31 protein-coding genes and 1 pseudogene are annotated in these 26,590 nt (G+C 35.0%); 7 read left to right on the forward strand and 25 right to left on the reverse strand.

Annotated features, from left to right (window positions below):
• Positions 1 to 22 precede the first annotated feature (22 nt).
• Entirely contained in the window at positions 23 to 652 is a 630-nt protein-coding gene (locus IEV35_RS12440; RefSeq protein WP_188384979.1) for a GyrI-like domain-containing protein, read from the forward strand.
• Positions 653 to 724: 72 nt separating this feature from the next.
• Here the strand turns inward: IEV35_RS12440 and IEV35_RS12445 are convergent, their stop codons facing one another.
• Positions 725 to 1,942 (reverse strand): MFS transporter, encoded by a 1,218-nt coding sequence (locus IEV35_RS12445; protein ID WP_188384980.1) that lies wholly within the window; start codon positions 1,940 to 1,942, stop codon positions 725 to 727.
• Positions 1,943 to 2,177: 235 nt separating this feature from the next.
• Between IEV35_RS12445 and IEV35_RS12450 the strand changes: the two genes are divergently transcribed.
• The gene (locus IEV35_RS12450; protein WP_188384981.1) at positions 2,178 to 3,095 is read left to right on the forward strand and encodes a class I SAM-dependent methyltransferase; all 918 of its coding nucleotides are present in this window, start codon (positions 2,178 to 2,180) and stop codon (positions 3,093 to 3,095) included.
• Between the two features lie 252 nt (positions 3,096 to 3,347).
• On the opposite strand, the gene IEV35_RS12455 is transcribed toward IEV35_RS12450, so the two are convergent.
• The 11 genes and pseudogenes from IEV35_RS12455 to IEV35_RS12505 form a co-directional block, all read right to left on the reverse strand.
• Complete coding sequence (locus IEV35_RS12455) at positions 3,348 to 3,695, reverse strand: hypothetical protein (RefSeq protein ID WP_188384982.1); 348 nt, start codon at positions 3,693 to 3,695, stop codon at positions 3,348 to 3,350.
• Positions 3,696 to 3,753: 58 nt separating this feature from the next.
• Complete coding sequence (locus IEV35_RS12460) at positions 3,754 to 4,125, reverse strand: hypothetical protein (RefSeq protein ID WP_188384983.1); 372 nt, start codon at positions 4,123 to 4,125, stop codon at positions 3,754 to 3,756.
• 14 nt (positions 4,126 to 4,139) lie between these two features.
• Positions 4,140 to 4,322, reverse strand: a complete 183-nt coding sequence (locus IEV35_RS12465; protein WP_188384984.1) for a hypothetical protein — start codon at positions 4,320 to 4,322, stop codon at positions 4,140 to 4,142.
• Between the two features lie 100 nt (positions 4,323 to 4,422).
• Complete coding sequence (locus tag IEV35_RS12470; protein WP_188384985.1) at positions 4,423 to 4,737, reverse strand: hypothetical protein; 315 nt, start codon at positions 4,735 to 4,737, stop codon at positions 4,423 to 4,425.
• Between the two features lie 24 nt (positions 4,738 to 4,761).
• Positions 4,762 to 5,268 (reverse strand): HXXEE domain-containing protein, encoded by a 507-nt coding sequence (locus IEV35_RS12475; protein WP_188384986.1) that lies wholly within the window; start codon positions 5,266 to 5,268, stop codon positions 4,762 to 4,764.
• A 25-nt stretch (positions 5,269 to 5,293) separates the two neighbouring features.
• A complete protein-coding gene (locus IEV35_RS12480; RefSeq protein WP_188384987.1) occupies positions 5,294 to 5,989 on the reverse strand; it encodes a Type 1 glutamine amidotransferase-like domain-containing protein in 696 nt (231 codons plus the stop codon).
• A gap of 49 nt (positions 5,990 to 6,038) precedes the next feature.
• A complete protein-coding gene (locus IEV35_RS12485; RefSeq protein ID WP_268237927.1) occupies positions 6,039 to 6,392 on the reverse strand; it encodes an MFS transporter in 354 nt (117 codons plus the stop codon).
• A gap of 956 nt (positions 6,393 to 7,348) precedes the next feature.
• A complete protein-coding gene (locus tag IEV35_RS12490) occupies positions 7,349 to 7,687 on the reverse strand; it encodes a DUF1048 domain-containing protein (RefSeq protein WP_188384989.1) in 339 nt (112 codons plus the stop codon).
• Between the two features lies 1 nt (position 7,688).
• A complete protein-coding gene (locus tag IEV35_RS12495; RefSeq protein WP_188384990.1) occupies positions 7,689 to 8,027 on the reverse strand; it encodes a PadR family transcriptional regulator in 339 nt (112 codons plus the stop codon).
• 255 nt (positions 8,028 to 8,282) lie between these two features.
• Positions 8,283 to 10,556 carry an ATP-dependent DNA helicase gene (locus tag IEV35_RS12500; RefSeq protein WP_188384991.1) on the reverse strand — a complete coding sequence of 758 codons (2,274 nt, stop codon included), beginning with the start codon at positions 10,554 to 10,556 and terminating at the stop codon, positions 8,283 to 8,285.
• A 59-nt stretch (positions 10,557 to 10,615) separates the two neighbouring features.
• Positions 10,616 to 10,905 (reverse strand): annotated as a pseudogene (locus IEV35_RS12505) (RNA polymerase alpha subunit C-terminal domain-containing protein).
• 239 nt (positions 10,906 to 11,144) lie between these two features.
• Here IEV35_RS12505 and IEV35_RS12510 point away from each other — a divergent pair.
• Entirely contained in the window at positions 11,145 to 12,137 is a 993-nt protein-coding gene (locus IEV35_RS12510) for a DUF3895 domain-containing protein (protein WP_188384992.1), read from the forward strand.
• A gap of 70 nt (positions 12,138 to 12,207) precedes the next feature.
• Here the strand turns inward: IEV35_RS12510 and IEV35_RS12515 are convergent, their stop codons facing one another.
• From IEV35_RS12515 to IEV35_RS12540, 7 genes are all read right to left on the reverse strand, one after another.
• Entirely contained in the window at positions 12,208 to 12,648 is a 441-nt protein-coding gene (locus IEV35_RS12515) for a VOC family protein (protein WP_188385035.1), read from the reverse strand.
• 183 nt (positions 12,649 to 12,831) lie between these two features.
• Positions 12,832 to 13,248: a PH domain-containing protein gene (locus IEV35_RS12520; RefSeq protein ID WP_188384993.1), complete on the reverse strand. Its 417-nt coding sequence runs from the start codon at positions 13,246 to 13,248 to the stop codon at positions 12,832 to 12,834.
• Positions 13,249 to 13,276: 28 nt separating this feature from the next.
• Complete coding sequence (locus tag IEV35_RS12525; RefSeq protein WP_188384994.1) at positions 13,277 to 13,534, reverse strand: hypothetical protein; 258 nt, start codon at positions 13,532 to 13,534, stop codon at positions 13,277 to 13,279.
• Positions 13,535 to 13,578: 44 nt separating this feature from the next.
• Positions 13,579 to 13,710, reverse strand: coding sequence for a hypothetical protein (locus IEV35_RS20340; protein ID WP_268237925.1), 132 nt, complete (start codon positions 13,708 to 13,710; stop codon positions 13,579 to 13,581).
• A 208-nt stretch (positions 13,711 to 13,918) separates the two neighbouring features.
• The gene (locus IEV35_RS12530) at positions 13,919 to 14,614 is read right to left on the reverse strand and encodes a toxoflavin lyase-like VOC family protein (RefSeq protein ID WP_188384995.1); all 696 of its coding nucleotides are present in this window, start codon (positions 14,612 to 14,614) and stop codon (positions 13,919 to 13,921) included.
• A 191-nt stretch (positions 14,615 to 14,805) separates the two neighbouring features.
• Positions 14,806 to 15,930: a CAP domain-containing protein gene (locus IEV35_RS12535; RefSeq protein ID WP_188384996.1), complete on the reverse strand. Its 1,125-nt coding sequence runs from the start codon at positions 15,928 to 15,930 to the stop codon at positions 14,806 to 14,808.
• Positions 15,931 to 16,218: 288 nt separating this feature from the next.
• Entirely contained in the window at positions 16,219 to 16,563 is a 345-nt protein-coding gene (locus IEV35_RS12540; protein WP_188384997.1) for a coiled-coil domain-containing protein, read from the reverse strand.
• A gap of 158 nt (positions 16,564 to 16,721) precedes the next feature.
• On the opposite strand from IEV35_RS12540, the gene IEV35_RS12545 reads away from it, so the two are divergent.
• Both IEV35_RS12545 and IEV35_RS12550 read left to right on the forward strand, forming a co-directional pair.
• Positions 16,722 to 17,189, forward strand: a complete 468-nt coding sequence (locus IEV35_RS12545) for a YkvA family protein (RefSeq protein WP_188384998.1) — start codon at positions 16,722 to 16,724, stop codon at positions 17,187 to 17,189.
• Positions 17,190 to 17,215: 26 nt separating this feature from the next.
• Positions 17,216 to 17,773 (forward strand): hypothetical protein, encoded by a 558-nt coding sequence (locus IEV35_RS12550; RefSeq protein WP_188384999.1) that lies wholly within the window; start codon positions 17,216 to 17,218, stop codon positions 17,771 to 17,773.
• Positions 17,774 to 17,876: 103 nt separating this feature from the next.
• On the opposite strand, the gene IEV35_RS12555 is transcribed toward IEV35_RS12550, so the two are convergent.
• The 4 genes from IEV35_RS12555 to IEV35_RS12570 form a co-directional block, all read right to left on the reverse strand.
• Positions 17,877 to 18,257, reverse strand: a complete 381-nt coding sequence (locus IEV35_RS12555; RefSeq protein ID WP_188385000.1) for a hypothetical protein — start codon at positions 18,255 to 18,257, stop codon at positions 17,877 to 17,879.
• 86 nt (positions 18,258 to 18,343) lie between these two features.
• Complete coding sequence (locus IEV35_RS12560) at positions 18,344 to 19,465, reverse strand: DUF4145 domain-containing protein (RefSeq protein ID WP_188385001.1); 1,122 nt, start codon at positions 19,463 to 19,465, stop codon at positions 18,344 to 18,346.
• Positions 19,466 to 19,588: 123 nt separating this feature from the next.
• Complete coding sequence (locus IEV35_RS12565; RefSeq protein ID WP_188385002.1) at positions 19,589 to 19,897, reverse strand: DUF3892 domain-containing protein; 309 nt, start codon at positions 19,895 to 19,897, stop codon at positions 19,589 to 19,591.
• Positions 19,898 to 19,913: 16 nt separating this feature from the next.
• Positions 19,914 to 20,096 carry a gamma-type small acid-soluble spore protein gene (locus IEV35_RS12570; protein WP_229740747.1) on the reverse strand — a complete coding sequence of 61 codons (183 nt, stop codon included), beginning with the start codon at positions 20,094 to 20,096 and terminating at the stop codon, positions 19,914 to 19,916.
• Between the two features lie 85 nt (positions 20,097 to 20,181).
• Here IEV35_RS12570 and IEV35_RS12575 point away from each other — a divergent pair, with 85 nt between their 5' ends.
• Complete coding sequence (locus IEV35_RS12575) at positions 20,182 to 21,078, forward strand: DMT family transporter (protein WP_188385004.1); 897 nt, start codon at positions 20,182 to 20,184, stop codon at positions 21,076 to 21,078.
• A gap of 400 nt (positions 21,079 to 21,478) precedes the next feature.
• Here IEV35_RS12575 and IEV35_RS12580 read toward each other — a convergent pair whose 3' ends face one another.
• Positions 21,479 to 22,750, reverse strand: a complete 1,272-nt coding sequence (locus IEV35_RS12580) for a putative glycoside hydrolase (protein ID WP_188385036.1) — start codon at positions 22,748 to 22,750, stop codon at positions 21,479 to 21,481.
• An 803-nt stretch (positions 22,751 to 23,553) separates the two neighbouring features.
• On the opposite strand from IEV35_RS12580, the gene IEV35_RS12585 reads away from it, so the two are divergent.
• Positions 23,554 to 24,573, forward strand: a complete 1,020-nt coding sequence (locus IEV35_RS12585) for a cation diffusion facilitator family transporter (protein ID WP_188385005.1) — start codon at positions 23,554 to 23,556, stop codon at positions 24,571 to 24,573.
• Here IEV35_RS12585 and IEV35_RS12590 read toward each other — a convergent pair.
• Entirely contained in the window at positions 24,526 to 26,526 is a 2,001-nt protein-coding gene (locus tag IEV35_RS12590; RefSeq protein ID WP_188385006.1) for a bifunctional diguanylate cyclase/phosphodiesterase, read from the reverse strand. The genes IEV35_RS12585 and IEV35_RS12590 overlap by 48 nt on opposite strands.
• Between the last annotated feature and the right edge of the window lie 64 nt (positions 26,527 to 26,590).

Here is a 26,590-nt window from a genome sequence, read left to right on the forward strand (position 1 = left end):
TTGTAAGTAGGAGTGATACATATTGAGTAAGTTTGAATGGAGAAAAGAACTGAAGGAGTTTTATTTGCCGAAAAAACAACCTTCCAAAATTGAGGTTCCAGAAATGAAGTTTTTCACAATAGAAGGAAAAGGAAATCCGAACAATAGTGAACAATTTAATAAGAATATCAAAGCTCTTTATTCTTTGTCGTATGCTATTAGAATGATGCCCAAAAAAGGAATCGTACCTGACGGTTATTTTGAGTATACCGTTTTCCCATTAGAAGGACACTGGGATTTAGATGAGGAAGGTAGGAAATTAGATTACTTAAGTAAGAATCATTTTGTGTATAAGCTCATGATCAGACAGCCTGATTTTGTAACGGAAGAATTATTTGACTATGCAATAAAAAGTGTTGAAGAAAAGAAGAAAAATATAAATGTACATGGAGTAAAATTTGAGACAATTACTGAAGGATTATGTGTACAAGCAATGCACATCGGAAGTTATGATGAAGAACCAAAGACTTTTCAACTGATGGAAGAATATTGTGTTGAAAACAATCTAAGACGTGCAGAGAAAACACATCGAGAAATATATATTTCTGATGTCAGAAAAACAGCTCCGGAGAAACTAAAAACTGTTTTGAGATTTAGAGTGGAAGAAATGTAATTTATGACAATAATCTGCTTGGAAGGTGCAAGTGCGGTTGGGAAATCTTGCAGTGCAAGAACTCCCCGTTGCTCACTTTTCGCGATAGTAAGATTTTTTATTTGAATTCAATACGGTTATAGTGAAAATTATAGCTGCCAGTAGCATAACAATTGCTAGAGTAACAATTGTCACCCGTAACGAAATCACATCCGCTGTAAAGCCAATCGCTAGGATAAATAGGACTTGAATTGCACTTTGAATTAACTGAAAAATACTCGTTACTCTTCCCATTACTTCCACAGGCACGTTATTTTGATAGAAAGTCATCATGCCCGCATTTAGGTATACATTAAAGAATCCCAAAATAACAAATCCAACAACAATTGATGCAAAGGACCACGAAAAGGCATAGATGACATATCCTAGAGAGGTCATTATTATCCCTATCGTAATCATGAAACGAATGGAGATGGAATTGCTAAATAGGGAAAGTAGTAAAGCACCAGTTACAGAACCAATCCCAGTAATACTAACTAATAAACTATAATCTATTTCGGATAGACCAATTACTTGTTGTGTAAATACAACTTCTTGTGCGTCCATCGCAAACGTGAAAATCATGACGATAATAAATGCAAAGTAGATAAACGAAATGTATTTATTTTGTTTCATAAATTTTTGAACGACTGTAAAATCCTGAATTACTTGCGAGATTGTTAACGATGGGATTGTTTCTTTATTAATTTTTTCTCTGTCTGGTAGAAATAGTAAAAGGCATGCAGCGATTAAAAAGAATACGGCATTGATCCACAGTGTAACATTGATGGAAGTTAATAAAATTAGTGACCCACCAATTGCTGGTCCGATAATAAATGCCCCTGAACTGGCAAAGGAGCGAATGGAATTGAATCGTTTCCGTTTTTCTTTCGGTACAAGCATTGTTATGTAAGTTGTTGAAGCGGGATTAAAGAAAGCTTTAGCTACACTTAAAATAACTAAGATACCATATATTACTAGCATGTTTGGTGCAAATGGAATAAGAAAGATAAATACTGCTCGAATAATATACGTAGTAATCATGACTTTTCGTTTACTCCGATAATCAATGAAACTACCAGTCCAGAACTTCGTAATAATATTCGTTAACGGACTAACAATCCATAGACCAGCAACTGCTGCCGCGGATCCAGTTAGTTGAAAAACAATAATATTAATTGCCACTAGATAGATAAAATCTCCAATACTAGCAATTCCAATGGAAGATAATAAGAATGTTAGGTCACGCCAACCTTGTAATCTTTTTAGCATGTCTATCTCCTTTTAGGGGGACAGTCCCCCCATCTAATAAGATAATCATATCGTAATTTACTTTGTTGGGAAAGGATATGCCTTATGAAATTGGATATAAATTACTATGTATTTATAGATTGAAAACTTGACAAAATAATTTATTTATGCTACAATTTACAGTTATAATTTTATTGGTTATAATAGGATTCTCCTGGCCAGGGGAATCTTATTTTTGTATAGGGAGGAATAGGCTATGAAACAAAATGAGTCCAGTATGACTTCCTTAGTATCGGCATTCGGTCGAGCGTATCATAGTAGGTATGACTCACCAAAAATATTTGATGATTTTATTGCAGATAGGTTAATGACAGAAAAAGAGTTTAGGGCTGTCAGCATGAACATGACAAAAGGAATCCATTTTTTTAATCCAGAAATCGCACAAAGGTATCAAGATAACCCAGATGAAATACTAAAATGGATAACACAAGTTCAACTTTCCCCAACACCTTTAGCTCGTTCAGCTTATTGCGAAAGTGTGTTACAAAACGAATTAACTTTAGGGGTAAAACAGTATGCAATTCTTGGGGCTGGGTTAGACACATTTGCTTTTCGGTATCCGGAGTTAGAACATAAACTAGAAATATATGAAGTGGATCATCCACAGACACAAACATTTAAAAAGAAAAAAATAGCGGAAGCGAATCTTTCTATCCCAACTAATCTTCATTTCGTACCAATGGACTTCACCAAAAGGTTTTCAAATCAAGATTTAGTAGATAATGGATTTTCATATCAGAAGACGTTCTTTAGTTTACTAGGTGTCTCTTATTATTTAATGAAAGAGGAAAATGAAGCATTAATTAAACAATTATTTGTAAATGTTCCAGTGGGGAGCTCGATTGTTTTTGATTATGCAGACGAAACACTCTTTAGTGAGAAAGGAAAGTATAATCGAGTCGCCAATATGGTGAACTTGGCTGCTGCGAGTGGTGAGCCGATGAAGGCATGCTTCACTTATGAAGAAATAGAGAGAATGCTAGAAGAGGCAGGCTTACTTATTTATGAACATTTAACACCTACTAGAATCAATGAGCTATTCTTTGCTAATAGAACCGATTATTTAACAGCGTTTGAGACTATTAATTATATACATGCTGTGAAGAAGGATTGAGGGAGAGAAAGGAGAGGCAGGTACTGAACTAAATATCTAAATTTTGGGCCGAACAATTAAATTTATTAGCTCCGGAAATATACGTAGACTCCTGCGGGAAGCAAGGCATCGGTGAGACCCCACAGTGCGTTAGCACGAGGAGGCTCACCAGCCGCCCGCGGAAAGCGAAGTATATTTCCGGAGCGGGTTAGTTGCACCCAAACTATATAGTCCGAACTTTACCATGCAGAAAAGCTTTTTGTCTCAGTCCCGCTAAATCATTAGAAAAAATATAAAACTCAAGACACCTAACGTAATTAATAATGCTCCTGTAATGTCATTAATATGGATTTTATTAAGTAAATTCTTCCGATTTAAAAGGGCGATGATAATATAGATAAAGACGATAATTATAGTTGGTTCAATTACTTCTTTTAAAAAGTATTCATACTCTACATATATAGAATTAATTTTTAGGAAAATACCAAGTGAAAAGAGAAATAGGAAAAATTTTAAAGGGAAATTCTTCTTATAGTTGCCTATCGAAATTCCTTTTTTATTTAAGATTGATTTAATAATAACAACTATAATAATCACTGAAAGTATTTGTAAAAGATTCATCATAGTTACCCCTTTTAGAACCGAATAAGAGAGGCTATTTTTAATTATGTATCCTCATCTATAAAAGATCCACGTCTTTAGCCAATACCCAACCAGACATTCCGTAAGAAGCTGAGAGTATGTAATAATTATACTCTTCCTCTATTAATCTAACTTTTAATTCGTTCAGTTCATTATAATCTATCGGCCAAGAGTAATCTTTGTTCTCCTCTAATAATTCCTTATTTTCATGAAGAAAAAGTTCGATGTTACTTTTCTCTATGTCTAATATGATACTTCCAGGTAAATGGTTTTCAAACAAATGAGCTAACACGTGTGAAAAAACAATATGTAGGCTCCCACCTGATTGTGATTGGGTTTGAAGATTTATCGTTTTTTTTTCGAGATGGACAGAATATGAAATGATTTGGTGATCATGAACATGTATCATACAACTAATCATCCTCAGTTTACATCTTTTTTTGCAGCTTTCTTTAAACGTGCAGATATCATGGAACCTATTAGACCTGCAATGCTTAATGTAGCTATTAATCCCCAGTTAATTCCTTCGTTTTTAAAGAGGCTTAAAATAATTGCAGCGGCAGCTACACCGAGCGTCCAAAAAAGCCAAAATTTAATAGTATACAATTAATCACTCCTAAATGCGTTAGCTAAATATTCTACAATAATACTACCATACTATTTGTTGAAAACTATAGTGGGAGGGAGGAGGGATTTCACATACCACTTAATCATCTAAACTAGCAACCATAATGGTACTTACAAGCCAAATAGCTATGGCTGGAACGTAAAATACGAAGGTTAAAAACCAGTCTCCCATACTATAGACTTCATTATTAAAGTAGATAAAATTGTATAATACAAAAAGTAATAATGTTATCAATCCCTTTAATATCGAACCATTGTAAAGAATAAACCCAATACCTGGAACAAATAAATTCGCAGTCGTACTCACACGTCGCTTAAACGCTTTTTGTTCTAGTTGTAATTGAATGAGTTCACTACTCATTTCTCTTTTTAATGCTTTTACACTTTCCTCCATATAAAGCCCTCCTTTTTGATTCTTTTATTTCCACATCTTTCCTAATTTATGACTGATAAGAAATACCGGGATAAAAATGATAATGACAATAATAGCACCAATTATATTGCTCATAGAAAATAAATCTGTATTGTAAAATTGATAGAAAAATAGACTGTAGAAGGGAATAACTAGAACAATAGATGTCACAACTCCTGGAGTGTAGCATCGTAAGAATAGGGACTGTAGTGGATGGCTAAAGATATTTACGGCAAACACTAGAGCTATTCCTAAAAACAAATAATATTGTTCTGTTAACACTGCTACTAATAAAAAGGCAGACGCTAAAACAGAGAGTGCTAACACTACGACAGCAAACTGTGCAGATGTAATATCTTTATTCTTTTCAATTTCTGATTGAGCGAAGGATGGTATTTTACTTCTTATCTGTGGATACGTCTTTTTCATCCATCTTTCCACCGTAATAATTTCTTCTAAATTATGAAGCATAAAGATCATAATAAATGCCAAAACCCATATTTGGATGTCCATTAATATCACCTCCAGTACAACAATGCTACATCTCTAAATACTTTGTCTCTAATTCAATCTCTTTTACCTTATTGTCAAAATAAACGTGATAAGCCTTGGCGTTAGGTCTTGAACTAACAATCTCGGTCAATTCTAAATCGTGAAAGTGAAGTGCAACCCCATCGTCAGTAGCATATCCAGATTGAATCAAGCCATCAGCTATTAATTGCTGAAAAGCAGGTCTGCGAATCACCTCTCCATCATAATGAGGACAATTACTTCCTTTTAAGAAACCTAAACAATGTATTGGTTCTAACCGATCGCCATATGAATCAGTAACACCTTCTTCGAACCAACAAATGGAACCTGCACTTATTCCTGCTAATATTGTGCCTTGCTCCCAAGCCTTTCTTAGGATCGTATCAACACCCCATTCCTTCCACAAAGCTAGTAAATTCCTTGTATTTCCACCACCGACATAGATAATATCTTTTTCTAATAAAAAGCTCTCTAGGTCTCTAGTTGGTGGTTTAAATAGAGATAAGTGAGATGGTTGGCAGTTCTCTTTCCGAAAGAATACATAAAATCTCGTGATGTAATTATCGGAGTCTCCACTTGCTGTTGGAATAAAGCAGATTTTGGGATTCTCATTTTTGGATTGGGAGAGAATATATCTATCTAGTAAAGGGTTCTCAGGTTCCATAGAAAATCCACCACCACCCATGGCAATGATTTGTCGCATAAATTACCTCCTTTGTCCACTCAACTTCTATAAATTACAATGTAAATCTTTACGTCCCGGTTCTTTCTAGTTCCATGCGAATGTTCCTATGATCTTCTTTTGAATAAGGATAAAGTGTTGTAGCGATTATTGCAATAATGACAAAGATGCCAGGTGCGACTGCCATTGTCCATTGTATCGTTGTCATTGTAGTTGCATTTTGAATCTCGTTAGCAACATAGCCTGAGAATTCTAGAATCAATCCAATAAGGAAGATAGCGATCGAGTTTGTTATTTTCATAAAGAAAGTCATAAGCCCTGCATATAGTCCTTCACGCCGTGCACCTGTTTGATATTCATTTATATCGACAACATCTGGTAGCATTGTCCAAGGAAGAACATGTGTGGAAAAGGCACCATTTATAGATTCTCCGTCTTATTTTTTTGATTTTACTTAAAATTATATCTTTTATGAAAATATGTCAAGGAGGGAAGGGGAGTGGAGGTGGGGGATGAGGGAATGAATGCCCTTAGCGGAGTTTTGGAGATTGCAACAGTCACTCATTGCTCTGACTGAATGCCCTTAGCGGAGAAATTAAGGTAGCAACGGTCACTCATCGCTTTGATGAGTGACTGTAGCGGAGAAATTAAGGTTGCAACAGTCACTCATTTCCCTAATGAATGCCCATAGCGGAGAAATTAAGGTAGCAACGGTCACTCATCGCCCTGATGAATGACGGTTGCGAAGAAATTAAGGTAGCAACGGTCACTCATCGCGCTGATGAATGCCCGTAGCGGAAATTTTAAGGCTGTAACGGTCACTCATCACCCTGATGAATGCCCATAGCGAAGAAATTAAGGTAGCAACGGTCACTCATTGCCTTGATGAGTGCCCATAGCGGAGAAATTAAGGTTGCAACAGTCACTCATTTCCCTAATGAATGCCCATAGCGGAGAAATTAAGGTTGCAACAGTCACTCATTTCCCTAATGAATGCCCATAGCGGAGAAATTAAGGTAGCAACGGTCACTCATTGCCTTGATGAGTGCCCATAGCGGAGTATTTAAGGCTGTAACGGTCACTCATCGCCTTGATGAGTGCCCATAGCGGAGAAATTAAGGTAGCAACGGTCACTCCTCGCCTTGATGAATGCCCATAGCGGAGAATTTGAGGTAGCAACGGTCACTCATTCCAAACATGAGCGCCCGTAGCCTAATTTAAAAGATTAATAAAGTCACTCATCACCCCCATGAGAAGTCTTTAGCTATAATTATAGGTAGAACCGGAACACTAGCTCCTCTTCTAAATTTGAATAATCACCCTAAAACAAAAAAAGTGACCCATTACTAAGTCACTTTATGTTCATACTATTAATATAATTTACTTGTAATTTATTTTATTGTTTAACTTCTCACGGTATTTATCCATCCACGTATTCGTATCCTTAACTAGTTCGTCACAGAATGCAGCTACATTTTCACCTGTTAGATCAGTTACTTTCTTGCCACTGGCTGCACCTTCCTCAAACAGTTCAAGAATACTGCTGAAAATACGCTTGATATCTTTCCATTCAGAAAGACCACTTGTTGTCCACATATATTTTTTGATCGCATCATATGCATTGCTGTATTCACTTGGAAGTTCCTTCGCACGTGCTTCCATTGCTTTCCATTCACGCTTTTCCTCTAGGCTACCTATTAATTTCTCAAAAATACTCATACTAATTCTCCTTTTTCTCCGTTTTTGTTTTGAGTTCATTAATTTTGCTGGAAACGAATTCCCATTTTTTCCAAAAGAGTTCGAGTTCTTTTTGACCATCAGCATTAAGTGTGTAAAATTTTCTCGGTGGCCCCATACTTGAACGTTTTTTCTCGATGTTTACTAAATTATTTTTCTCCAGACGCATCGTAATGGTGTATACGGTACCTTCAACTACATCAGTGAATCCAAGTGCTCGCAATTGTTGTGTAATTTCATAACCATACGTTTCTCCGCGGCTAATTATTTCAAGTACACAACCTTCAAGCACCCCTTTTAGCATTTCTGTAATATTATCCAAGTTTGTTCCTCCATTTTGTATTGTGGTGATTAGTATATGCAATTTTATTTTATGCTACTCTGTAATACTTATTACCACTATATAGTATTACAGAGTAGCGAATATTGTCAAGGGTAATTTAGAATAGAGGGCAAATATTGGCACCCTTAAATTAGGGATGAGTGCAGTCGGTGAAGATGACGACATATGTGGGATCTTTGATAAGGGGGAAATTCTTGCTTTCATGAAATAGAAAAAAAGCAGCGAGATAAAGAACTAATTCTCTATCCCGCGTTTAATCGTGTAATGTTGCCATTCATATGGTAGTAATGCTTGGTACTTTTGTTGTAAAAAACGATCATCCACTAGTGCGATGATGCCAGTGTCTGTATCGGAACGAATGAGTCTTCCACCAGCTTGAAGTACTTTATTCATGCCAGGATATACATATGCATAATCAAATCCATTTTTACCAACTGATTGGAAGTAGTCTTTCATTATATTTCTTTCAAAACCGATTTGGGGCATGCCAACTCCTACTACGATAACCCCTTCCAATCGGTCTCCTTTTAAATCGACACCTTCGGAAAAAATTCCACCGAGTACAGCAAAACCTACTAATCTATTCGGTAGATTTGATTCAAATGCTGCTAAGAATTCTTCTCTTTCTTCTTCCGACATACCAACATCTTGAATCATTGTGCGAACATCTGGGTAATGTTCCATAAATTGTTCGTACGCATCACGCATATATTGGTAGGAAGGGAAGAAAATGAGGAAATTGCCATCTTTTTTGTCTAACACATCTTTGAAGAAATGTACCATTGGTAGCAGTGTGTTTTCTCGATCACGATATCTAGTTGATAACGGACGGATAATAACTTCTGCATGTTCTCGTTTAAAAGGGGAAGGGATGGAAATACCATAGTCGTCATCTTGGCCTCCTAGTAATGATTTATAATAATCAGCAGGAATTAATGTTGCTGAAAAGAATACTCTCGCTCTAAATCCTTTTCCCATCTTCATAATTTGCTCAGAAGGGTCTAAGCAAAATAATTTCATCTTTACTTCACTCTTGTGTACTTCGATATAAGTTACAAATTGTTCATTGTAAAATTTAGCAATCTTTACAAAGGTTTGAGCAGAAAAATACGTATCTAGCAATAATTCGTTATCGTGTTGGACAAGTTCAACTTCGGCTTCCGTAATAAATACTTCTAGTAAATCGATTATTTCTTCATCTAATTCTTTTCGTAAATATTCCTCCGATTTTTTTACTGTAAGTAAGTAATCATTAATTGCTTTAGCGGCTGTTGCAAGGGAGCCTGTTTTAAACTCTCGCTTAACTTGTAAGAAGTTTGATTTATAAATTTCAGCTGAATACATTTCTCTAGCACGGTCTACTAAGTTATGTGCCTCGTCTACTAGAATAGCGGTTTTCCTTTTCTGTTCTTCCATTAATCGCTTCAAAGATACTCTCGGATCGAAAATATAATTATAATCACAAATAACGACATCCGCGACATAGGCTAATTCAATCGAAAACTCAAATGGACAAACCCGATGTTTTCTCGCATATAGTTCAATGACACTTCGATTCATTAACTTTTCATTCGTTAAAATATCAATAATTGCATCATTAATCCGATCGTAAAACCCGTTGGCAAATGGACAATCAATACTTGTACAAATCGGTTTCTCTTGAAAGCAAATTTTATCCTTAGCAGTTAATGTTAGAACATGAATATCAAGCCCTTGTTCAATTAATAATCGAAAGGCATCCTCTGCAGCAGTTCTTGTAATCGTTTTTGCCGTTAAATAAAATAATTTATCCAATTTGCCTTCACCTATAGCTTTTACAGCAGGGAAAATAGTGGAGATTGTTTTCCCAATACCAGTAGAAGCGTTAGCGAACAACACTTTTTTATCGACGATCGTTTTATAGACTGTTCCCGCTAGTTTACGTTGGCCTTCTCGATAGGTTGAAAATGGGAATTCAAGTGCTTTACTCGTTTCATTTCGTTTGTTTTTATGTTTAAGCAATACTTTTAAAAATCTAGCATATTCTTCAACTACTTGATCAACGAAAGACTTCATTTCAGCAAATGACATTACCCGTTGAAATTGCTTTTGTTCTTCTGTTTTTACTTGTACATAAGTAAGTTGTATGGTCACTTCTTGTAAATCGTTGTCTAAGGCGTAAATATATCCATAAAAAATAGCCTGTGCCCAGTGAACAGGATGTGTATCTTCATGTATGTCATCGATAGGATGAACAGTAGACTTAATCTCATCTATAGTGATAGAATCACCATCTTTAAGGAGCCCATCACATCGGCCGTCTACACGAATGACAAAATCTTCATATAGAATTTTCGTCTCAACGAATACTTCTTTTTCATCTTGTTCCCGATATCCTTTTTGGATTGCTTGATGAATTCTAGTTCCTTCTGTCATCGTAGAAGCGGTACGAAAACCAGACTCAATACTTCCACTTCGATACACATATTCTACTAAATTTCTAACTGAGATTCTCACAGTATTTATCATCATATCACCTATTCAGAAGGGGGGAACAGAATCATTGTCCCATTAGGTAGTTTTAAATCTTAACTTCTAAATAAAAGCCCTTCTTCTTCTAATAATTTTTTCATTGTTGGTATGGATGCTGGTCCAATACCATGGATCTTTAATATTTCTTTTTCCGTATGCTCAGAGAGCTTTTGTAACGTATGAATACCATTTTGGATTACCGCATTTCTCGCGGGTGAGCTTAATTTTGATAAAAAACCACTTTCTGGCTTAATTTCTTTATCACAAGTTGGGCAACTAGGACAATCACTACTTTTGTATACTTATTTCCTCGTTCACAAATTCTTAAGCTTTTTTCTACTTTCATGATAATACCCCAACGAATATCTGTTCTCAATATATCATATTTATTGCTAGAATTGCATAGTTCCTTCTGAATTACTAATTGCTCAACAAACTCATTCGACATGATTCTATTATTTCCGAGGAAATAAACTTGTATAAATGGTTGATAGGATGTTTTCCCTGCAAATTAAAGGATTTTTCAACTTTCTAGCGAATTAACATAGTAGGAAATAATTGTTATTGGAAGATAGGAGGGATTATATGATACGCCCTAATGATACATTAACACAAAGAGAAAGGGATGCTTTATTAGCACAATTAAATGAAGAGCAACGAAAGTTTGTTCATGAGTTGTTAAAAAGGGGTAAGAGAACAGCTTTTGCAAATGTATTAGCAAAGGAAAAGGCGGGAGTACTTGCTGATGGAAATATGGAGATAGTTGCTGATCAATGGGAGCTTATGGATTATTTAGATGCTGGTCCAAATTGGCAACAAAATTCACAGCTTTATTGTGAATGTGGAAGGCCTTTACGTTATCAATATGTTGTTCAAAATAATGTAACGGGCGAGATAAAGAGGTTTGGGATGACGCATTTTCAAGAGCATACGGGTATTTCGCCTCAGTTAGCGAGAGAAATTGTGAAAGGTATTGAGCGAATTGATTATGAACTTGATGAGATATTACAGAAGTTTTCTTATGGTTGGTCTCTTACCGATGTTGGACTAGTATCCATCCCAAAAGAGATAGAACTTCCTAGAGATATCGGGGAACAATTAAATTTAGAGTTGCCGTTATTAGATAGGCAAGTTAATAGAGTGAAACAGAGAATTGCTGATTATTGGAAGGAAAAGAAGAGAAAGCGCGTGGAGGAACTTCTTCGCGAAGAGGTGATTCATAAAGAACAAAGGGAGTTAGTGTATGCGAAACAAAAAGAATTTGTTGTTGAGAAATTAAGAAATAAATCCCAACAACTTGCTTCCATTAGTTCACTTAAGCGGGAATTAATTGTTGCTACTTTTGTATTTTTAGAAAATTTAACGGATCCGGAGTTTTTAGCAAGTGATGTATGTAAAGACCTGATTGAAAATCATGGTGCATCTACAGAGCGTTTTTCGAGTGGTCGGTACAAGATATTTCCCGATGTATGCACGTTGTTAGAAAATCTCGTTTCTGAGGGAATTTTGGAATTTATTGAGAAGCGGGATGTGGTTGATCGTCTGTATCGGATTAGAGGGGCAGAGGTATCTACCTAATAATAACAAAAAACACCCTTCATTCCTATATTAGGTGAAGGGTGCTGTTTTTGGATCATTATGTTTCTTCTTATTCTTTATTCTTACTTTCTTCCCAAAGGCGGATTCGCTCTTCATGGCTAACTACCTCATGTATTTGATGTAGCATCCAAACGTAGCCGAAGGGGTCCATAAATATAGCATTGGAAATACCGTAGTCAGGCATATCTGTAACCGGCTGTACTTCGGTACAACCTGCATTGATTGCTTTTGTGTATGTTTCTTTAATGTCTGGAACAGCGATGTTAAACCACATTGTTTTAGGATCATCAGTAGTTGGTGCAATCAGCTGATACTCTGGATTCTCATCTAACATATGTAAACGTACACCGTAAAGTGTAAACACAGCTTCATTAGTGCCTTTTGGAAGATCAGAAACTTCGACACGTTCAATGCTGTCAAAAATCGTTTCATATAGATTTAATGCTTTCAAGCTATCTTCGACGACAAAATCAATTTCTACACCTACAATAGACATGTTTAAATTCTCCTTTTATGTATATTACTTTTCAATATAGCTTTTACTAATTTCATTCATTATATCACACGGAGTAGGGAAAAGCTGAAGACTAAAGAATGGCCAGTTACTAGCTTAACGGCCCACTCCATACGATGATACTATTGGACAAGTCTCTTTTTTCATTGATAAGGAATTTTACCCAATTCTTATTTGGGGATTTTCAGTTAATAATTGATCTATTAATTCTTGTTCATTCTTAGGAGATATGAGGATGAGGTTATAATTGCTATACATGATTTCTAATCGGTCGATGGATAAAGCTGGTGCTGCTAATGGATGCTTTACTTTAGTGATTTTCGTGATATCTTCAACTTTTATTTTCTTTTTAAACGGACCAGAACGAATAGTTAATTTAGAATCCTTAATTGTATAACCAGTGTTAAACCAAGTCCATAATAATAGAACGGTAATTAAAAGTAGAAATATTTTTCCTAAAATACTTCCCACACTACTAGGAACTTCTATTCTATAAAAGGCTACAAATATAGTAGCTAGGATAGAACCCCAAATGATAATAAAAAATAAAACATCTTTTTTAGAGGGAAAATACAATTGAACCACCTCACTTTTTATTCAGTACCTAAAGAACGACAATTCGATTCCCACATCTTCTACAGTGGTGAATATTGTTTTTAGCATAATGTAAGCGGTCTAGATTCTCGAAGCTATGGCAATGAGGACATCGTAATTTCTTTTTATCTAATATGATGTAGGAAATCAAACATATACCAGTAAAGATGAGCAAAAACTTGTAGTAAATCCCAGCAACGAAGCTCACTCCAAACAGGACACCAAGGAGCATGCCAAGGTTAACATGATTTCGTGAAATATGATCCATAACAAGCCTCCAATCTAGAATTGTTGTGCTAGTTAGGTGGTACATCACTTCCTTAAAACCCACCAAATAACAATTACTAATCCAACTATAATTAGTCCTATGTGTACATACCAATAATCAATAAATAATTCCCACTGTAGTTTTTGGATTTCTTTTAACCGATCGAAGTAAGTCATTATTTGCTCCTTTGAACCTTTTTCTCTAGTTATATTTATCCATACGATTAAGGTTTATAAAATGTTTCGGAAAAAGATAAAGATTATTCAAAATATATTTCCCTGAATTTTGACTTGCATTTTTCCCTACCAAAAATCAATGGTATGATTTAATGGATTGAAAGTGATCCAAATTAGATATGTTGTCTTTATATAATAGATTTTGTACTCAAGTAACTTTGTAATTACTATTAGCCACGAAAAATTCAAGTTCATCATCTACACCTAAAGTAATGTTAGTATCAAGAGTTATTTTCATAGAAAAAATTTCAGATTTCTTTTCTGAGAATAACCATCTTCTACCAGTTCCTGTTAATAGAATAAAAACACCATTCTTTTGATCTTGCATAAAGCTTAAGGAAGAATTCGTAATGGGATCATTATCTCTTTCATAGATGTTGAATTCCTTTAATAATTCTCCAACCTTTGGCGCATCTTTTACTACTAAACCAATTTCACTGATGTTTAGCATGTGACGAATGGAAAAAGGAGAATTGCTTTTGGGATTCTCTTTAGTCCGGGTAATAAGTTCAACGATATTACCTGAAGGATCTTCAAAATAACACGCATATGCTTGCCAAAAGGAAAAATATGCTTCATCATCATCATCTTCTAATAAGAGATTAACCTTTCCTTTTAGCCATGCTTTAGCTTCTTGGAATAGATTAGAGGGTATATTAATTGCGAAATGGTAATATGGGTTTCTTTTAACATTTTTCGATGTGAATTCTAGTTGACTGGAGCCAACCCCAATTCGAAAACTATGATCATCTTCGGCAATTAAAGGAAATCCTAACGTTTCTATGTAAAAAGTTCTCATTTTACTCAAATTATTAGATTGCAGCGTTAATAATTGAATTTCCATTTTATCCACTTCCTTTGTGTATTTTTATTTATTGTTATTTTAGTATAATATTAAGTTCTGATAATTTAAAATACTATTATCCTATTGGTAGCTATAAGAATTAGTTATCATCAATAGTTTTTGTAACTAGGGAGTAAACAAAAAATGTAGTGTTAATTGAAATAACACTACATTTTAAAAATCTACTTGTTTTATTTTGTAATAAAATTCTCTGTAAAATAAGGCTGATCCTCTTCATTAAATGCAACACCAACTGCTAGAGATTCAAAAGAAGTTTGGAGTATATTTTTCCTATGTCCAAGTGAATTCATTAGTCCTTCATGAGCGAATATACTACTAGACTGACCCGCAGCTAGATTTTCTCCTGCAGTTCGGAAACTGATGGCGTCTTCAGTCATTCGGTCATAGGGAGATTGGCCTTCTAGGTTATCATGGCTGAAGTAATTATTTTCAGCCATATCTAAACTATGGTCTCTTGCAGTTTTTAGCAACGGCTCCTCCCAAGTTAATATCGGTAGTCCATGGTTTATTCTAGCCGCATTCGTAAGATCAAATAATTGGTATTCAAATCCTTCTTGTAACTCTTTGTCAGGAACACCAAAATGCCCTTTCTTTTGTTTCTCTAAATCTGCAGTAATGATTTGAATGGCAGTTAATGTATTACTTTCATGAACATCATAGAACATAGTGATGTAATTATTATCTATTAAAAAGACGTCATACTCATCATTATTTTGCACTTTATAGAGGACATTTCCTTTCCGAATTGCTTCAATTGGATCTTCCAATGTCTCTAGTATTTCATCTCTTGAACTAGTAAACGTTATTCCGAGTTTAGAAGATAATAAGTCTTGGTTCGTATATATAGCTGCAACCGTATCGTTCTGGTCATAAGCTACCTTAACAAAGTTATGGTAATTCTCATGATACGTATGCCAATTTACTCCGTACTCATTTTTGGTAGTTCGTTTTGGTTCACCAATTTTTTCTTCTACCGATTCTCGGGTATCTCCAATTTCAATATTATGAATGGAGAAGGTTTGACTCTTTGGCTCATTTAAAGTGGGAGGAGATGGTGCTGGATTTGTTTGTTCCTTGTTATCGTCTTTTTTTACATCATTCCATAAAATTTCAATTTCTTGCTTAACAGAATCAAAAAACGCTGAAACGTTTGGATGCTCGATAATATCTGTTACATCACTTTTTATCTCTTTAAACGTCGCAACAACACCAGACTGCTTAAACGTTTCTCCGTAAAAATGGGAAAAGAGAAAGAACAGTAGTAACAAAAAAATTATTGTTCTTAACTTTGGCATGGGTTTCACCCCTTATTTCTTTAACTATTTGTATACAGTATGAACAAAAAGCGCATTGGATAAAAGTGATTAGCTTAAAATTGTATGGATGGTGTATTAAGTCCCTTATTTTATGCAATCTTATTATACTATACGTAAGAACATCACTCATTATGGGTTTGATTGAAAACAGTAGAGGGCTAAAGGGTGCATCTAGAATGGAGGTTTTTCGAAACAATTATTTTAACACCTTCACCCAGTATATAAAAGAGTGAAGGTATCTATTACTGGTATATACAGCGATGGGAATTACTTTTGCTGATTGGTGAGTTCTAGAAGCTTGGCGTCGTGGATTGCTACTTTTTCAAGTAGGAAGTTTGTAGTTTTTTGTACATTTGTTAAATCAATTCGAATTCCATCAACTTTTGTTTCAAGGCGATCAAAACGCGTATCCATTTCTAGAAAACGTTTATCTATATCTTGGAATCGTTTATCTATATCTTGGAATCGTTTATCCATTTCTCGAAACCGAGTATCCATCTTTTGAGATGTTTTTTCAATCCGCTTATCTATTTGTTCTAGCTTTTGGTTTACTTCTTGTGAGAAAGTTTTTAATACGTGAACGAATTCATTTAGTACTGTTTTTTCTTCCATGTTTTCACCTCCTTGTCTATATTATAAGAAAAAAACCACAAAATACAATAGAACTTGGCAAGTATTATTTCATATTTAGACAAACTTCGCTTTACTATAACTCAATAAACTACTAAGATTTAAGTAGGATAAATAATAATCGATTTGAGGCGATTGATATGTTTGAAAAATGGAAAAAGAAAAAGGTAGACAAGGCACATATTGATAAAGTAAAAGAGGAAGTAGAGCAAATGAAAGAGGAAGACATTGAAAAACATAGTGAACATTATTCCGATGACAAACTTTGGAGCAAGATAGGGAAGTTTGCTAAGAAAGCTGGTTCATCGGTAATTTATGTCGTACTTATTCTTTATTACACATTACAAAAACCAGAAGTTCCGAAAAAAGTTAAGGCAACGATAGTTGGAGCATTAGGATATTTTATTTTACCGATTGATCTTATTCCGGATGTTGCATTTGGAGCGGGATTTATTGACGATTTAGGCATTCTAACAGCTGCACTGTTACAAGTAGCAGTCTATGTAGATGATGAAGTCAAAGCTAAGGCAAGAGAGAAACTGGAAAAATGGTTTGGGGAACAGGTTGATACATCAGATATTGACTCCAAGCTAAAGGGAAATAATTGATATATAGAAATAAGGAGAGTTAACTAATGGATGCTGTAATGAAACGTAACTTTGAAAATCTCCATTCTGAAAATAAAGAGGAACAATATGAAGCATATCAAAATATTATCGAAGCAATTGAGCAAGAGGTGGACTGGGCTTATGTTGTGTGGGACGACCTTGTAAAAAAACTTGAGCATAAAAATAATCATGAGCGTTCCCGTGCTGCACAATTCCTGTGTGGTCTTGCAGCAAAAAGTGACACTGATAAACGAATTCTAAACGATTTTGGAGCGGTATGGGAAGTTACCTATGATGAAAAATTCGTCACAGCAAGACATACGTTGCAATCCATCTGGAAAATAGGCCTGGGTGGAGAACAACAGAGAGAAGTAGTGAAGGAGTTCTTTGCTAATCGATTTAAAGAATGTACAAACGAGAAAAATTATACACTTATTCGTTTTGATATTATTCAAGGATTAAGATATCTATATGATGAGACAAAGGACAATGAAATTAAAGAGCTGGCACTTCGCTTGATTGATACGGAAGAGGACGAAAAATATAAAAAGAAGTATGCAAAGATATGGAAAGGAATAGCGTAATTTAGTGAAATGGAAGTTCTTCAGATTTTCCAATAAAGAAGACCGAGATCCTATTAGATTCGGTCTTCTTTACTATGTATTAACAAAGATACAATACCCTATCTTATCTTGATAATTCCAAGAAAAACTGTCTTACTTCTTCGGGCAATTCTTCTACTGTGAGAATTTTAAGCCTCTCGGTGCCTGGTGAAGTCATGATAATATAAGATTTTTGATTGTATTCAAATACAGTGTATTGACTGACACTTTTAGCGACATTATTTTGAATATAATTAAAGTCTTCCTCTGAAAAATTATCCTCGTAACCTTCTAGCATATGCTTTTGAACATCCTCAAAATTATCAGCAAAATGTAGTTCTTGGTATAGTTCTAATGAATTTTTTGGCGTGAAAAAAAGAACATAGTATACGGCTCCACCTATTATGATAAAAGTTATAATAGCAAATGTAATCCAATCTTTCGCTGTTTTTTTCTTTCTATGCATACATGACTTCCCCCTATGTACCTACTACTACTACCTTATCATAAAATAAAAACCCTCGGATGTTAATTATCCAAGAGTTTTATAATCTACCTTTTTCCTTGTATATTCTTTAACTGCTCAAACAAGTTCTCAACAGTCCCTATTCCAACATTTTCATATTTTGCTAGAATCACAAGCTCTTTTGGTAGTTGACCAACTGTTTGAATTTGGTCTTCTTTTAATTGTCTAATTAAGCTTGGAATTCCTGTGAAGATGTCAGATGTTATTTCTGTATTTGCTAATTCTTCCGTCACGATTACGTAATCGGTTTTATAAAATAGGAAAATTTCACCAGGCCGTTCAAGTATAGTTTGTCTACGTTTCTTTTCTTCTTCTATAAATACTTTCAACTCGTAAAAGAGATTTTCATCATTTTTATCATTGTACCGTTTTACATGTTTATGCAAACCTTCTAAGTTCGTTGGTAGTTCACTCATAATTCGCGCTTGTTGATTAGCTCCAAGACGAATAAGGAACGTTTCTGACTTCGTAAAACGCTGTGGTAATAAGAAGGAATCTCGTAAAAAGTGGGGTACTTCAATTGATTCATCTTTATAAAAAAGTTTTCGAATGGTAGTGAATCCTGGTGGTATGGTTTCTTCCAACATAGTTGCTGGGTCAGTTGTACTGGCAACCTCATCTTCTGCTTGATGAACATCGTTAGAATTCATGGAAGCAATTAATAATTCTTCCAGGACACGTAGTCTTTCTTGAACTTCGGTTATATCGTAGGATACCGTTTCTTGAGGTTTCGGATCTTGGTAGTCCGGTACTTTCAGTTCTACAGGACCATATACTTCGACATACCATTTGACAATTTTGTAGACGGCCTCCCATGATAATAAAGCTTCTGAGAAGCGAAAGAGCCGTGCATCATGTGCTGCTTTGTTTCCTGATGTTCGAACTAGGTGAAGTGCATCTCGCATGTCAGATTCAATAATTCCATGTTCATATAACGTATTAATTTGTTCCTTTAATGTTGGAAAATCACTTTGTGGTAGTTTTTCTAATACGATGACATGTTGTAAAATATTTTCTACAAAAACACGAGCATGGGTTAACATTGTTCGTGGACTTTGAAATATACTAAACTCTAATTCACGAGCGACAAAGGCAAGTTCCTTAGAGATTGGTTTTAGAAATTGATAGAAATAGGATTGTGATTCCATCTGTATACTCCTTGCTGTTTAGAAATACAAAGATAATTTTAACATAAAGTAGTAGATCCGTGGCATTTAATTGGAGGGGAGAAGGTAATTAGAAAAGGATAGCATTATTCGCTATCCTTCTCATTAAAACTCTGGCAACTGATCTAAATTATTCTCTTTCATCCCATCTGGTTCACTTCGGATAATGTCGCGTCCATATTTATGGAAAACATCTACATGAGCTAAATTGCCATTTTTGGCCTCTTCCAGTGCCGTAATATAATCCAGTTCACGTCCAGAAGCGGTTTTAAAGGCAATTAGATCACCATCATCGTTTTTACGAACTGCTACAATTTGTTCTTTTCCTTCTGCATTTGCTTGAGATGGGGTAGATTGACTCTCGGATTGATTTCGGTATTCATTATAAATCTGTTCAAAATCTTTTTCAGACATTAGGAGAACCTCCTATTTAATTCTTAAGTTGATTTCTTATTTCATCTGAATTTGTGTCACTATATTTACTTGTCCCGTAGCCACCTGTTTGTGCAAGTAGGGCTTTGACCTCGTTATAAGAAAGTCCAGACTGTGCATTTTTACGCTTTACTTCTTCAATATCTGTACCAGCAACGGTTATTTTTTTGTTATTGTCCACTTGAAATTCTCCTTCCATATATTATTTTGTGCTATTATCGTATGTAATATGAAAATATACAGCAAAAGATTAGGGGGGACGTCGTATGGGGGCAAAAGCAACATTTATACTAGTTATGCTTATATTTGGAAGTTTAGGTTTATTTGTGAAAAATATCGATCTTTCTTCCAGCGAAATCGCTCTATTCCGTGGGGCAATTGGAAGTGTCTTCTTAATTGGGGCTAGCTTTTTTATTAAACAAAAAGTGAATTTGAAATTAATATCGAAGCGGAATTTGATATTACTCGTATTATCTGGTGCTGCAATGGGATTTAATTGGATATTTTTATTTGAAGCTTATCGATACACTACCATCCCTAATGCGACATTAAGTTATTATTTTGCACCAATATTTGTTATGGTGCTTGCGCCATTTTTATTAAAAGAAAATTGGACAATTAAAAAAGCAATTAGTATTGCATTAGCATTTATTGGATTATTTTTAGTCGTACAGCCTGGTGGATTAATTTTAGGTGATGCGTATAATCATCCTGTTGGAATCGGATATGGATTAGTTGCAGCAGCTCTTTATGCTAGTGTTATTCTAATTAATAAATTTATTCGAAATTTAGCTGATTTTGAAACGACCATTCTGCAATTAACAATTGCCACCATTGTGATGTTTCCATATGTGTTCATGACAGAGGAAATGAATTATTCAAGTTTAGGAATGAAGTCTATTCTGTTAATCGCTATATTTGGTATTGTCCATACTGGTATCGCCTATTTGTTATATTTCTCATCCATGAAAAAATTAAAAGGCCAAACAATTGCTGTATTAAGTTACATTGATCCAATTTCAGCAGTTGCAATGGCTGCCATTTTCCTAAATGAAAATATGGGTGCGTTACAAATTGTTGGAGGAGTCTTTATTTTAGGCTCAACGATGATGAGTGAGTTGAAGTTCAAGAAGAGGCAGAGTGAGTTGGGAAATGCTTCTTAGAAGGATGTATTGTTGAAGCTTATGTGGAATTAATTATGGGTTATTATTCAAGTTTTATTGCCGCAGAATTTAGTTTGAATTGAACTTGGTAGAGGTTCTTAAGTTTATTAGGGATTAAAAATTTGCTTGATATGATATCGATGTATGTTCTCAAGTTTATTAGGAACAAAAATACAGTTAAAATGAACTTGATAAGGGTTCTCAAGTTTATTAGCACTAAAAATTCCCTTGAAATAAACTTGAAACGGCTTTTCAAGTTTATTAGCAATAAAAAATAGCTTAGAATAAACTCGATATATATTCTCAAATTCATTAACATTAAAATGTAGGTCAAAATGGATTTGAGCCTGTACATAATTAACGAAAAAACCGCTGATATAATTCAGCGGTTTTTTGCATATTATTTAAATGCTTCAACAGTATAAATATTACCTGCATTCCATATTAAATATTGTGTGATACCTTGTTCATCTAAAGCTTGGATTTGTTTTCTTACATCGTCAGCCGTGTAATTACTTTTATAATCAAAGTCCTGCACCCATGGTCGGATAATCGCAGTATCCTTGCCAGCTTTTTTAATTTTTGCGTTCCGTTCTTTTGCATCAATCATTGCTTGGAGCATAATTTCATAAGGTGCCCGGTCTGGGTTCGTAACACCATAAGTTCCAGGTGCATAATGAGATGGGTATGTCATCGGTGAAATATAATCGACATTGGGCGAAATCTGTTCCCAAATCTGACCAATACCCATATCATCGGAAGCGGTCGTAACGAGTCCAAATACATCGGCTGAAACATAAACCGGGTATTCTTTCAATTGACTTTTTGAATACTTTAGGAAAGAAAGTATATTCTCTGATTTTGAAAGACCTTTTGGATTGTCATACTGTACTTCTTTGTCAACTTGTTTTGCGCGTTCTGGAAAGCGAATATAATCGTACTGAATTTCATCAAATCCACTGTCACTAGCCTCTTTGGCAATGGAGGTAATATAGTTCCACACTTCTTTTTTGTGAGGGTCAATCCATTTCGTGCCTGAAGCATCTTGCCATACAGATCCGTCCTTACGTTTTATTGCATATTCATTTTTTTGTTTGGCTAAGAATGGATCTTTAAATACGACAATTCGTGCAATTGTGTAGATACCAGCGTCTTTAAACTGTTGGATAAGTGATTTTAAATCTTTTGTAGCAGGGTTTGAATCAGCACCAATTTTATTGGCAAGTGTAATATTGGAGTCATACGTTAGTTTTCCATGGTCATCTTTTATATCGATAACAGCTGCATTGAGGTTGCTGTCTTTAATGAGGTCAATATATTTTTGTACGTTGTTTTCTGTAATCGATGTACGATTTAAATAAATTCCTCTGACATCAACTTTTTCTGGCTTTTGTACTTCGGTTTTTGGAGGTTTAGGTTTTTCTTCTGCATGCTTTAATGAAAAATTATCTTTCGTTGTGTCATGGATAGGAGATATCTTTCGTACATAATTATCAGGAGCTTCGGATGTTCCGGTAGGACTATGTCCAATATGATTGATGCCATCTATTTGATCGCCAGAATGTACTTCCAGCTGTTTTTGTTCTTCTTCTAAAGTCGCTCCTTGTTCTGTAGTACAACCAACAAGGAGAAGAAATAATATAATGAATGTTGTTCTTTTTATCAGTTTAATCCCTCCCTTTGTTCTTACGTTGTGCGCTAGGAGTGCTTTTGATTCGAGTTATAAATTAGCAATTCCGACTGAGATTTCAAGCACATGAAAAGGAAGGCAGAGGGGAAAATAAATGAAGATTTAAATAGGATTTTTATAGGGATTTTTGTGTTTAATTGTGATAAATATTTTATGAATGCTGTTAAGAAGTTGGTTAAGGTCACTTATAGAGGAAATGAGCGGACTTAGTGTGTAATATTTAGAGCCAACGGTCACTCATAGAGTGCATGAGTGCCCTTAGGACTAAAATTCGCGAGCCAACGGTCACTCATAGAGTGCATGAGTGACGTTAGGGAGTAAAAATGAGAGTCAACGGTCACTCATAGGCCGAATGAGTGCCGTAAGGAAGTAAAAATGAGAGTCAACAGTCACTCATAGAACGAATGAGTGCCGTTAGGAAGTAAAAATGAGAGTCAACGGTCACTCATAGAACGAATGAGTGCCGTTAGGAAGTAAAAATGAGAGTCAACGGTCACTCATAGGCCGAATGAGTGCCGTTAGGAAGTAAAAATGAGAGTCAACGGTCACTCATAGGCCGAATGAGTGCCGTTAGGGAGTAAAACCAAGAGTCAACGGTCACTCATAAAGGGAATGAGTGCCCTAAGGACTAAAAACCAAGAGTCAACAGTCACTAATTAACCGAATAAAAGCCCATCGCAATCCAAGTCCCAAGCAAACGTCACTCATACAATTAATGAAAGTAAATTTAAACCAAAACTTTGTAATATTAATTAAAAATCATTTGAACAAGGGGGGAATATCCTATGAGTTTTATCCAACTAGTAAAAAAAGGGAATACATCTTCAGGTATCGCCGCGATTGGGAATGTGTTTTTGGCAATTATTAAAGCAGTTGCTGCTGGCATTAGTGGAAGTGGAACGATGTTTGCTTCTTCTATGCATTCGTTCGCTGATGCGGTGAACCAGGGATTTGTTTTCTTTGGAAGTGTGTTGTCTGAAATGAAACCTTCCAAACGGTTTCCAACTGGTTTCGGACGAGTCATTAACATATTCTGTATGGTTGCAGTTATTGTCGTGACCGTGATGGCATATGAGACAATTAAAGAAGGATGGCATTTAATTCAACATCCGCAAGAATCAACAAATCTTTGGCTAAATATAGGGATTTTAGTAGCTGCGTTTTTAGTAGATGGGTTTATATTAGTGAAGGCAATGAAAGAAATTAAACATGAATCTAAGATTGAAGACGGAGGTAATTTATTCGTATCCGCTTTTAAAGGGGCAAGAAAAGCTGCTCCGGCCACTCGCTTAGTGTTTTACGAAGACTTAGTTGCTACACTTAGTGCGATTCTTGCCATTATCGAAATTTTGTTAGCTCAATATTATAATATCCTACAAGCGGATGGCTATATTTCCATCATTATCGGAATTCTTATGTTATATGTTGCGTTTCGAGTCGGTTATGATAATATGGTTGGCCTAATTGGAGTTGCAGCACCTATCGATGTGGAGAATAAAATTGCGTCTGATTTGTTAGCAGAAGAAACGGTTGTTGATATTTATAAAATGCGTGTAATTCAGGAAGGTAGAACGTATCATGTGGAAGTGACAGTGGAGTTGGTGAAAGGTTTAACACTGGCTCAAGCGGATGATATTAAATTCCAGTTGGCAGATAAATTATTAAGGGAACCAGTAATTGGTGATGTTGTACTTGGAATCATTGAAGACGATGAGAAGCTCTCTTGGGAAGAAAGAAAAATGAGTAAAAGCGAAGAGTTAGATGCTCTTCGCTTTTTCAAATGTACGTTTATACCATTTAAATAATTGATCTAAAGCTATTGGTTTACTGTATACATATCCTTGACCATAAACATGGTAGTTGGATAACATACCAATTTGTTCTTCTGTTTCAATACCTTCTACAATGACTTTTGTATCGAGTTTTTTTCCAATTTGAATAATTGTATCGAGTAAGGAATATACTCGTTCATTTGTAATTGAATCATGTAAGAAAGAACGATCGATTTTTAATTCATCGATTTCAATATTTCGAATCATACTTAAGGAAGAATACCCAATTCCGAAGTCATCTAATGATATTCGAACACCAAGCTTCTTAAGTTCAGAAATATTATCTTTTGCATCTTCATAATACAGGAAAGCACTTTCCGTAATTTCCAATGTAATCAATTTGGCATCAACTTTTTCTTCTGTAATGATGGCTCTCACACGCTCAATAAAGTTAGGTGTCATGAGTTGTCTTGTTGAGATATTGACGGAAATAGGAAATGCTTTTAGTCCATGTTCCTTAAATTGGTGAATGTCTTTACATGCTTGTCTTAATACCCATTCTCCAATTGGGATAATTAATCCTGTCTCCTCGGCAATGGATATGAACTCGTCGGGAGGAATTTTCCCTAATTCACAATCCCATCGAAGTAATGCTTCTGCACCAGTCATGTCAAATGAACGAATATTGAATTGTGGTTGATAATGAATGCTAAATTCATTGTTTTCAATTGCTTTATGTAAGTAGGATTCAATAATCATTCTTCGTTTTAATTGTTGATTTAGTTCTTCATTATAAAATTCGTAATTGTTTTTTCCGTTTTCTTTTGCTAAAAACATGGCAAAGTCTGCTTTTTTTATCAAAGCTTCTGCATCATCTTCAAGGTCATGATTGACACTAATTCCAATACTCGGTGTTGAAATGATTTCAGTCCCATGAAGAGAAAATGGCTTGTTCATTACATTGATGATGTCTTTTGCTAATGTCTCGATTTCTTCCATGCTTCTGTTTTCTGCTAGTAAAAGGAATTCATCTCCGCTTTGTCTTGAAACGATATCATTATTACGGATGCAATGTTGTAATCGATTTGCAATTTGAATTAATAGTTCATCACCAGCACTATGGCCAAGAGTATCATTCACTCGCTTAAAATTATCAAAATCAATAAACATGACTGCAATAGAGCGATTAAATTTATTAGCAGTTTGTAGTGCAGTGTCTAAAAAACTTTGAAACCAAAGGCGATTTGTCAGTCCAGTTAAGGAATCATAATGAATGAGTTCATTCATTTTTTGTTCTGCTTGTATTTGATTCGTGATATCAAAGATCACTCCATCCACACGACTAATAATTCCATATTTATTAACATGTGGTGTTGCTCGATCTTGCAGCCATCGTATTTCTCCATTGCTATGGAAAAAGCGGTAGGTTATGTTTGTTTTTTTACCTTCTTTTTGTTGTTTATTAGCATCTATCACAATATGTTTATCATCTGGGTGAACAACATCAATCCAAAAATTAGGTGATCCTTTGATTGATTCACTTGAAACTCCATAAATTCTTGCGTACCCTTCTGAAAATGTTAACTCATCTGTTTCTAAATCCCATGCCCAAAATGAGATATCGTTATTTTCTAGTATCTTTTCCATATGATGTTCATATCGTCTAATCCTCCAACCAAGCACCCCTACACAAAGTGCAATTACGATGCCAAGTATGTACGGAAATATACTTTGTAACGATAAATCACTTGGTGAAAATAATAAATTTATGAATAGATGTAATCCCGCAAATGTAAGTAAATAGAGGAGACCACCAAGTAATCCACTATAATATGAAAAAATGGTAATCATAATAATATTTGCTGTCCAAAGAAGACCGGTTAATTCAATTGTACCAATTACTTCAATAGAGACAGATATTCCAAGAATTAAAATACCAATAATCCAGAGCGTAACTGGGATGCTTTTTAAGCTGATTTTTGTCATATACATTCACCTGTCAAAAAATGTCGAATTAAGTAGTCAATTCGAGTGTAACATAGTTTTTAAA

The sequence above is a fragment of the Ornithinibacillus halotolerans genome (assembly GCF_014637405.1).
Taxonomy (GTDB): Bacteria; Bacillota; Bacilli; order Bacillales; family Amphibacillaceae; genus Ornithinibacillus; species Ornithinibacillus halotolerans.

Coding starts and splice junctions, on each gene's coding strand:
- IEV35_RS12455 (WP_188384982.1), bottom strand. CDS start 3,695: ATGAATCTTTTACAAATACTTTCAGTGATTATTATAGTTGTTATTATT.
- IEV35_RS20340 (WP_268237925.1), bottom strand. CDS start 13,710: ATGACTTACTTCGATCGGTTAAAAGAAATCCAAAAACTACAGTGGGAA.
- IEV35_RS12535 (WP_188384996.1), bottom strand. CDS start 15,930: ATGCCAAAGTTAAGAACAATAATTTTTTTGTTACTACTGTTCTTTCTC.
- IEV35_RS12510 (WP_188384992.1), top strand. CDS start 11,145: ATGATACGCCCTAATGATACATTAACACAAAGAGAAAGGGATGCTTTA.
- IEV35_RS12500 (WP_188384991.1), bottom strand. CDS start 10,556: ATGATAAATACTGTGAGAATCTCAGTTAGAAATTTAGTAGAATATGTG.
- IEV35_RS12590 (WP_188385006.1), bottom strand. CDS start 26,526: ATGACAAAAATCAGCTTAAAAAGCATCCCAGTTACGCTCTGGATTATT.
- IEV35_RS12525 (WP_188384994.1), bottom strand. CDS start 13,534: ATGGATCATATTTCACGAAATCATGTTAACCTTGGCATGCTCCTTGGT.
- IEV35_RS12475 (WP_188384986.1), bottom strand. CDS start 5,268: ATGGACATCCAAATATGGGTTTTGGCATTTATTATGATCTTTATGCTT.
- IEV35_RS12550 (WP_188384999.1), top strand. CDS start 17,216: ATGGATGCTGTAATGAAACGTAACTTTGAAAATCTCCATTCTGAAAAT.
- IEV35_RS12490 (WP_188384989.1), bottom strand. CDS start 7,687: ATGAGTATTTTTGAGAAATTAATAGGTAGCCTAGAGGAAAAGCGTGAA.
- IEV35_RS12575 (WP_188385004.1), top strand. CDS start 20,182: ATGGGGGCAAAAGCAACATTTATACTAGTTATGCTTATATTTGGAAGT.
- IEV35_RS12560 (WP_188385001.1), bottom strand. CDS start 19,465: ATGGAATCACAATCCTATTTCTATCAATTTCTAAAACCAATCTCTAAG.
- IEV35_RS12585 (WP_188385005.1), top strand. CDS start 23,554: ATGAGTTTTATCCAACTAGTAAAAAAAGGGAATACATCTTCAGGTATC.
- IEV35_RS12555 (WP_188385000.1), bottom strand. CDS start 18,257: ATGCATAGAAAGAAAAAAACAGCGAAAGATTGGATTACATTTGCTATT.
- IEV35_RS12540 (WP_188384997.1), bottom strand. CDS start 16,563: ATGGAAGAAAAAACAGTACTAAATGAATTCGTTCACGTATTAAAAACT.
- IEV35_RS12545 (WP_188384998.1), top strand. CDS start 16,722: ATGTTTGAAAAATGGAAAAAGAAAAAGGTAGACAAGGCACATATTGAT.
- IEV35_RS12470 (WP_188384985.1), bottom strand. CDS start 4,737: ATGGAGGAAAGTGTAAAAGCATTAAAAAGAGAAATGAGTAGTGAACTC.
- IEV35_RS12480 (WP_188384987.1), bottom strand. CDS start 5,989: ATGCGACAAATCATTGCCATGGGTGGTGGTGGATTTTCTATGGAACCT.
- IEV35_RS12460 (WP_188384983.1), bottom strand. CDS start 4,125: ATGATACATGTTCATGATCACCAAATCATTTCATATTCTGTCCATCTC.
- IEV35_RS12530 (WP_188384995.1), bottom strand. CDS start 14,614: ATGGAAATTCAATTATTAACGCTGCAATCTAATAATTTGAGTAAAATG.
- IEV35_RS12565 (WP_188385002.1), bottom strand. CDS start 19,897: ATGTCTGAAAAAGATTTTGAACAGATTTATAATGAATACCGAAATCAA.
- IEV35_RS12445 (WP_188384980.1), bottom strand. CDS start 1,942: ATGCTAAAAAGATTACAAGGTTGGCGTGACCTAACATTCTTATTATCT.
- IEV35_RS12450 (WP_188384981.1), top strand. CDS start 2,178: ATGAAACAAAATGAGTCCAGTATGACTTCCTTAGTATCGGCATTCGGT.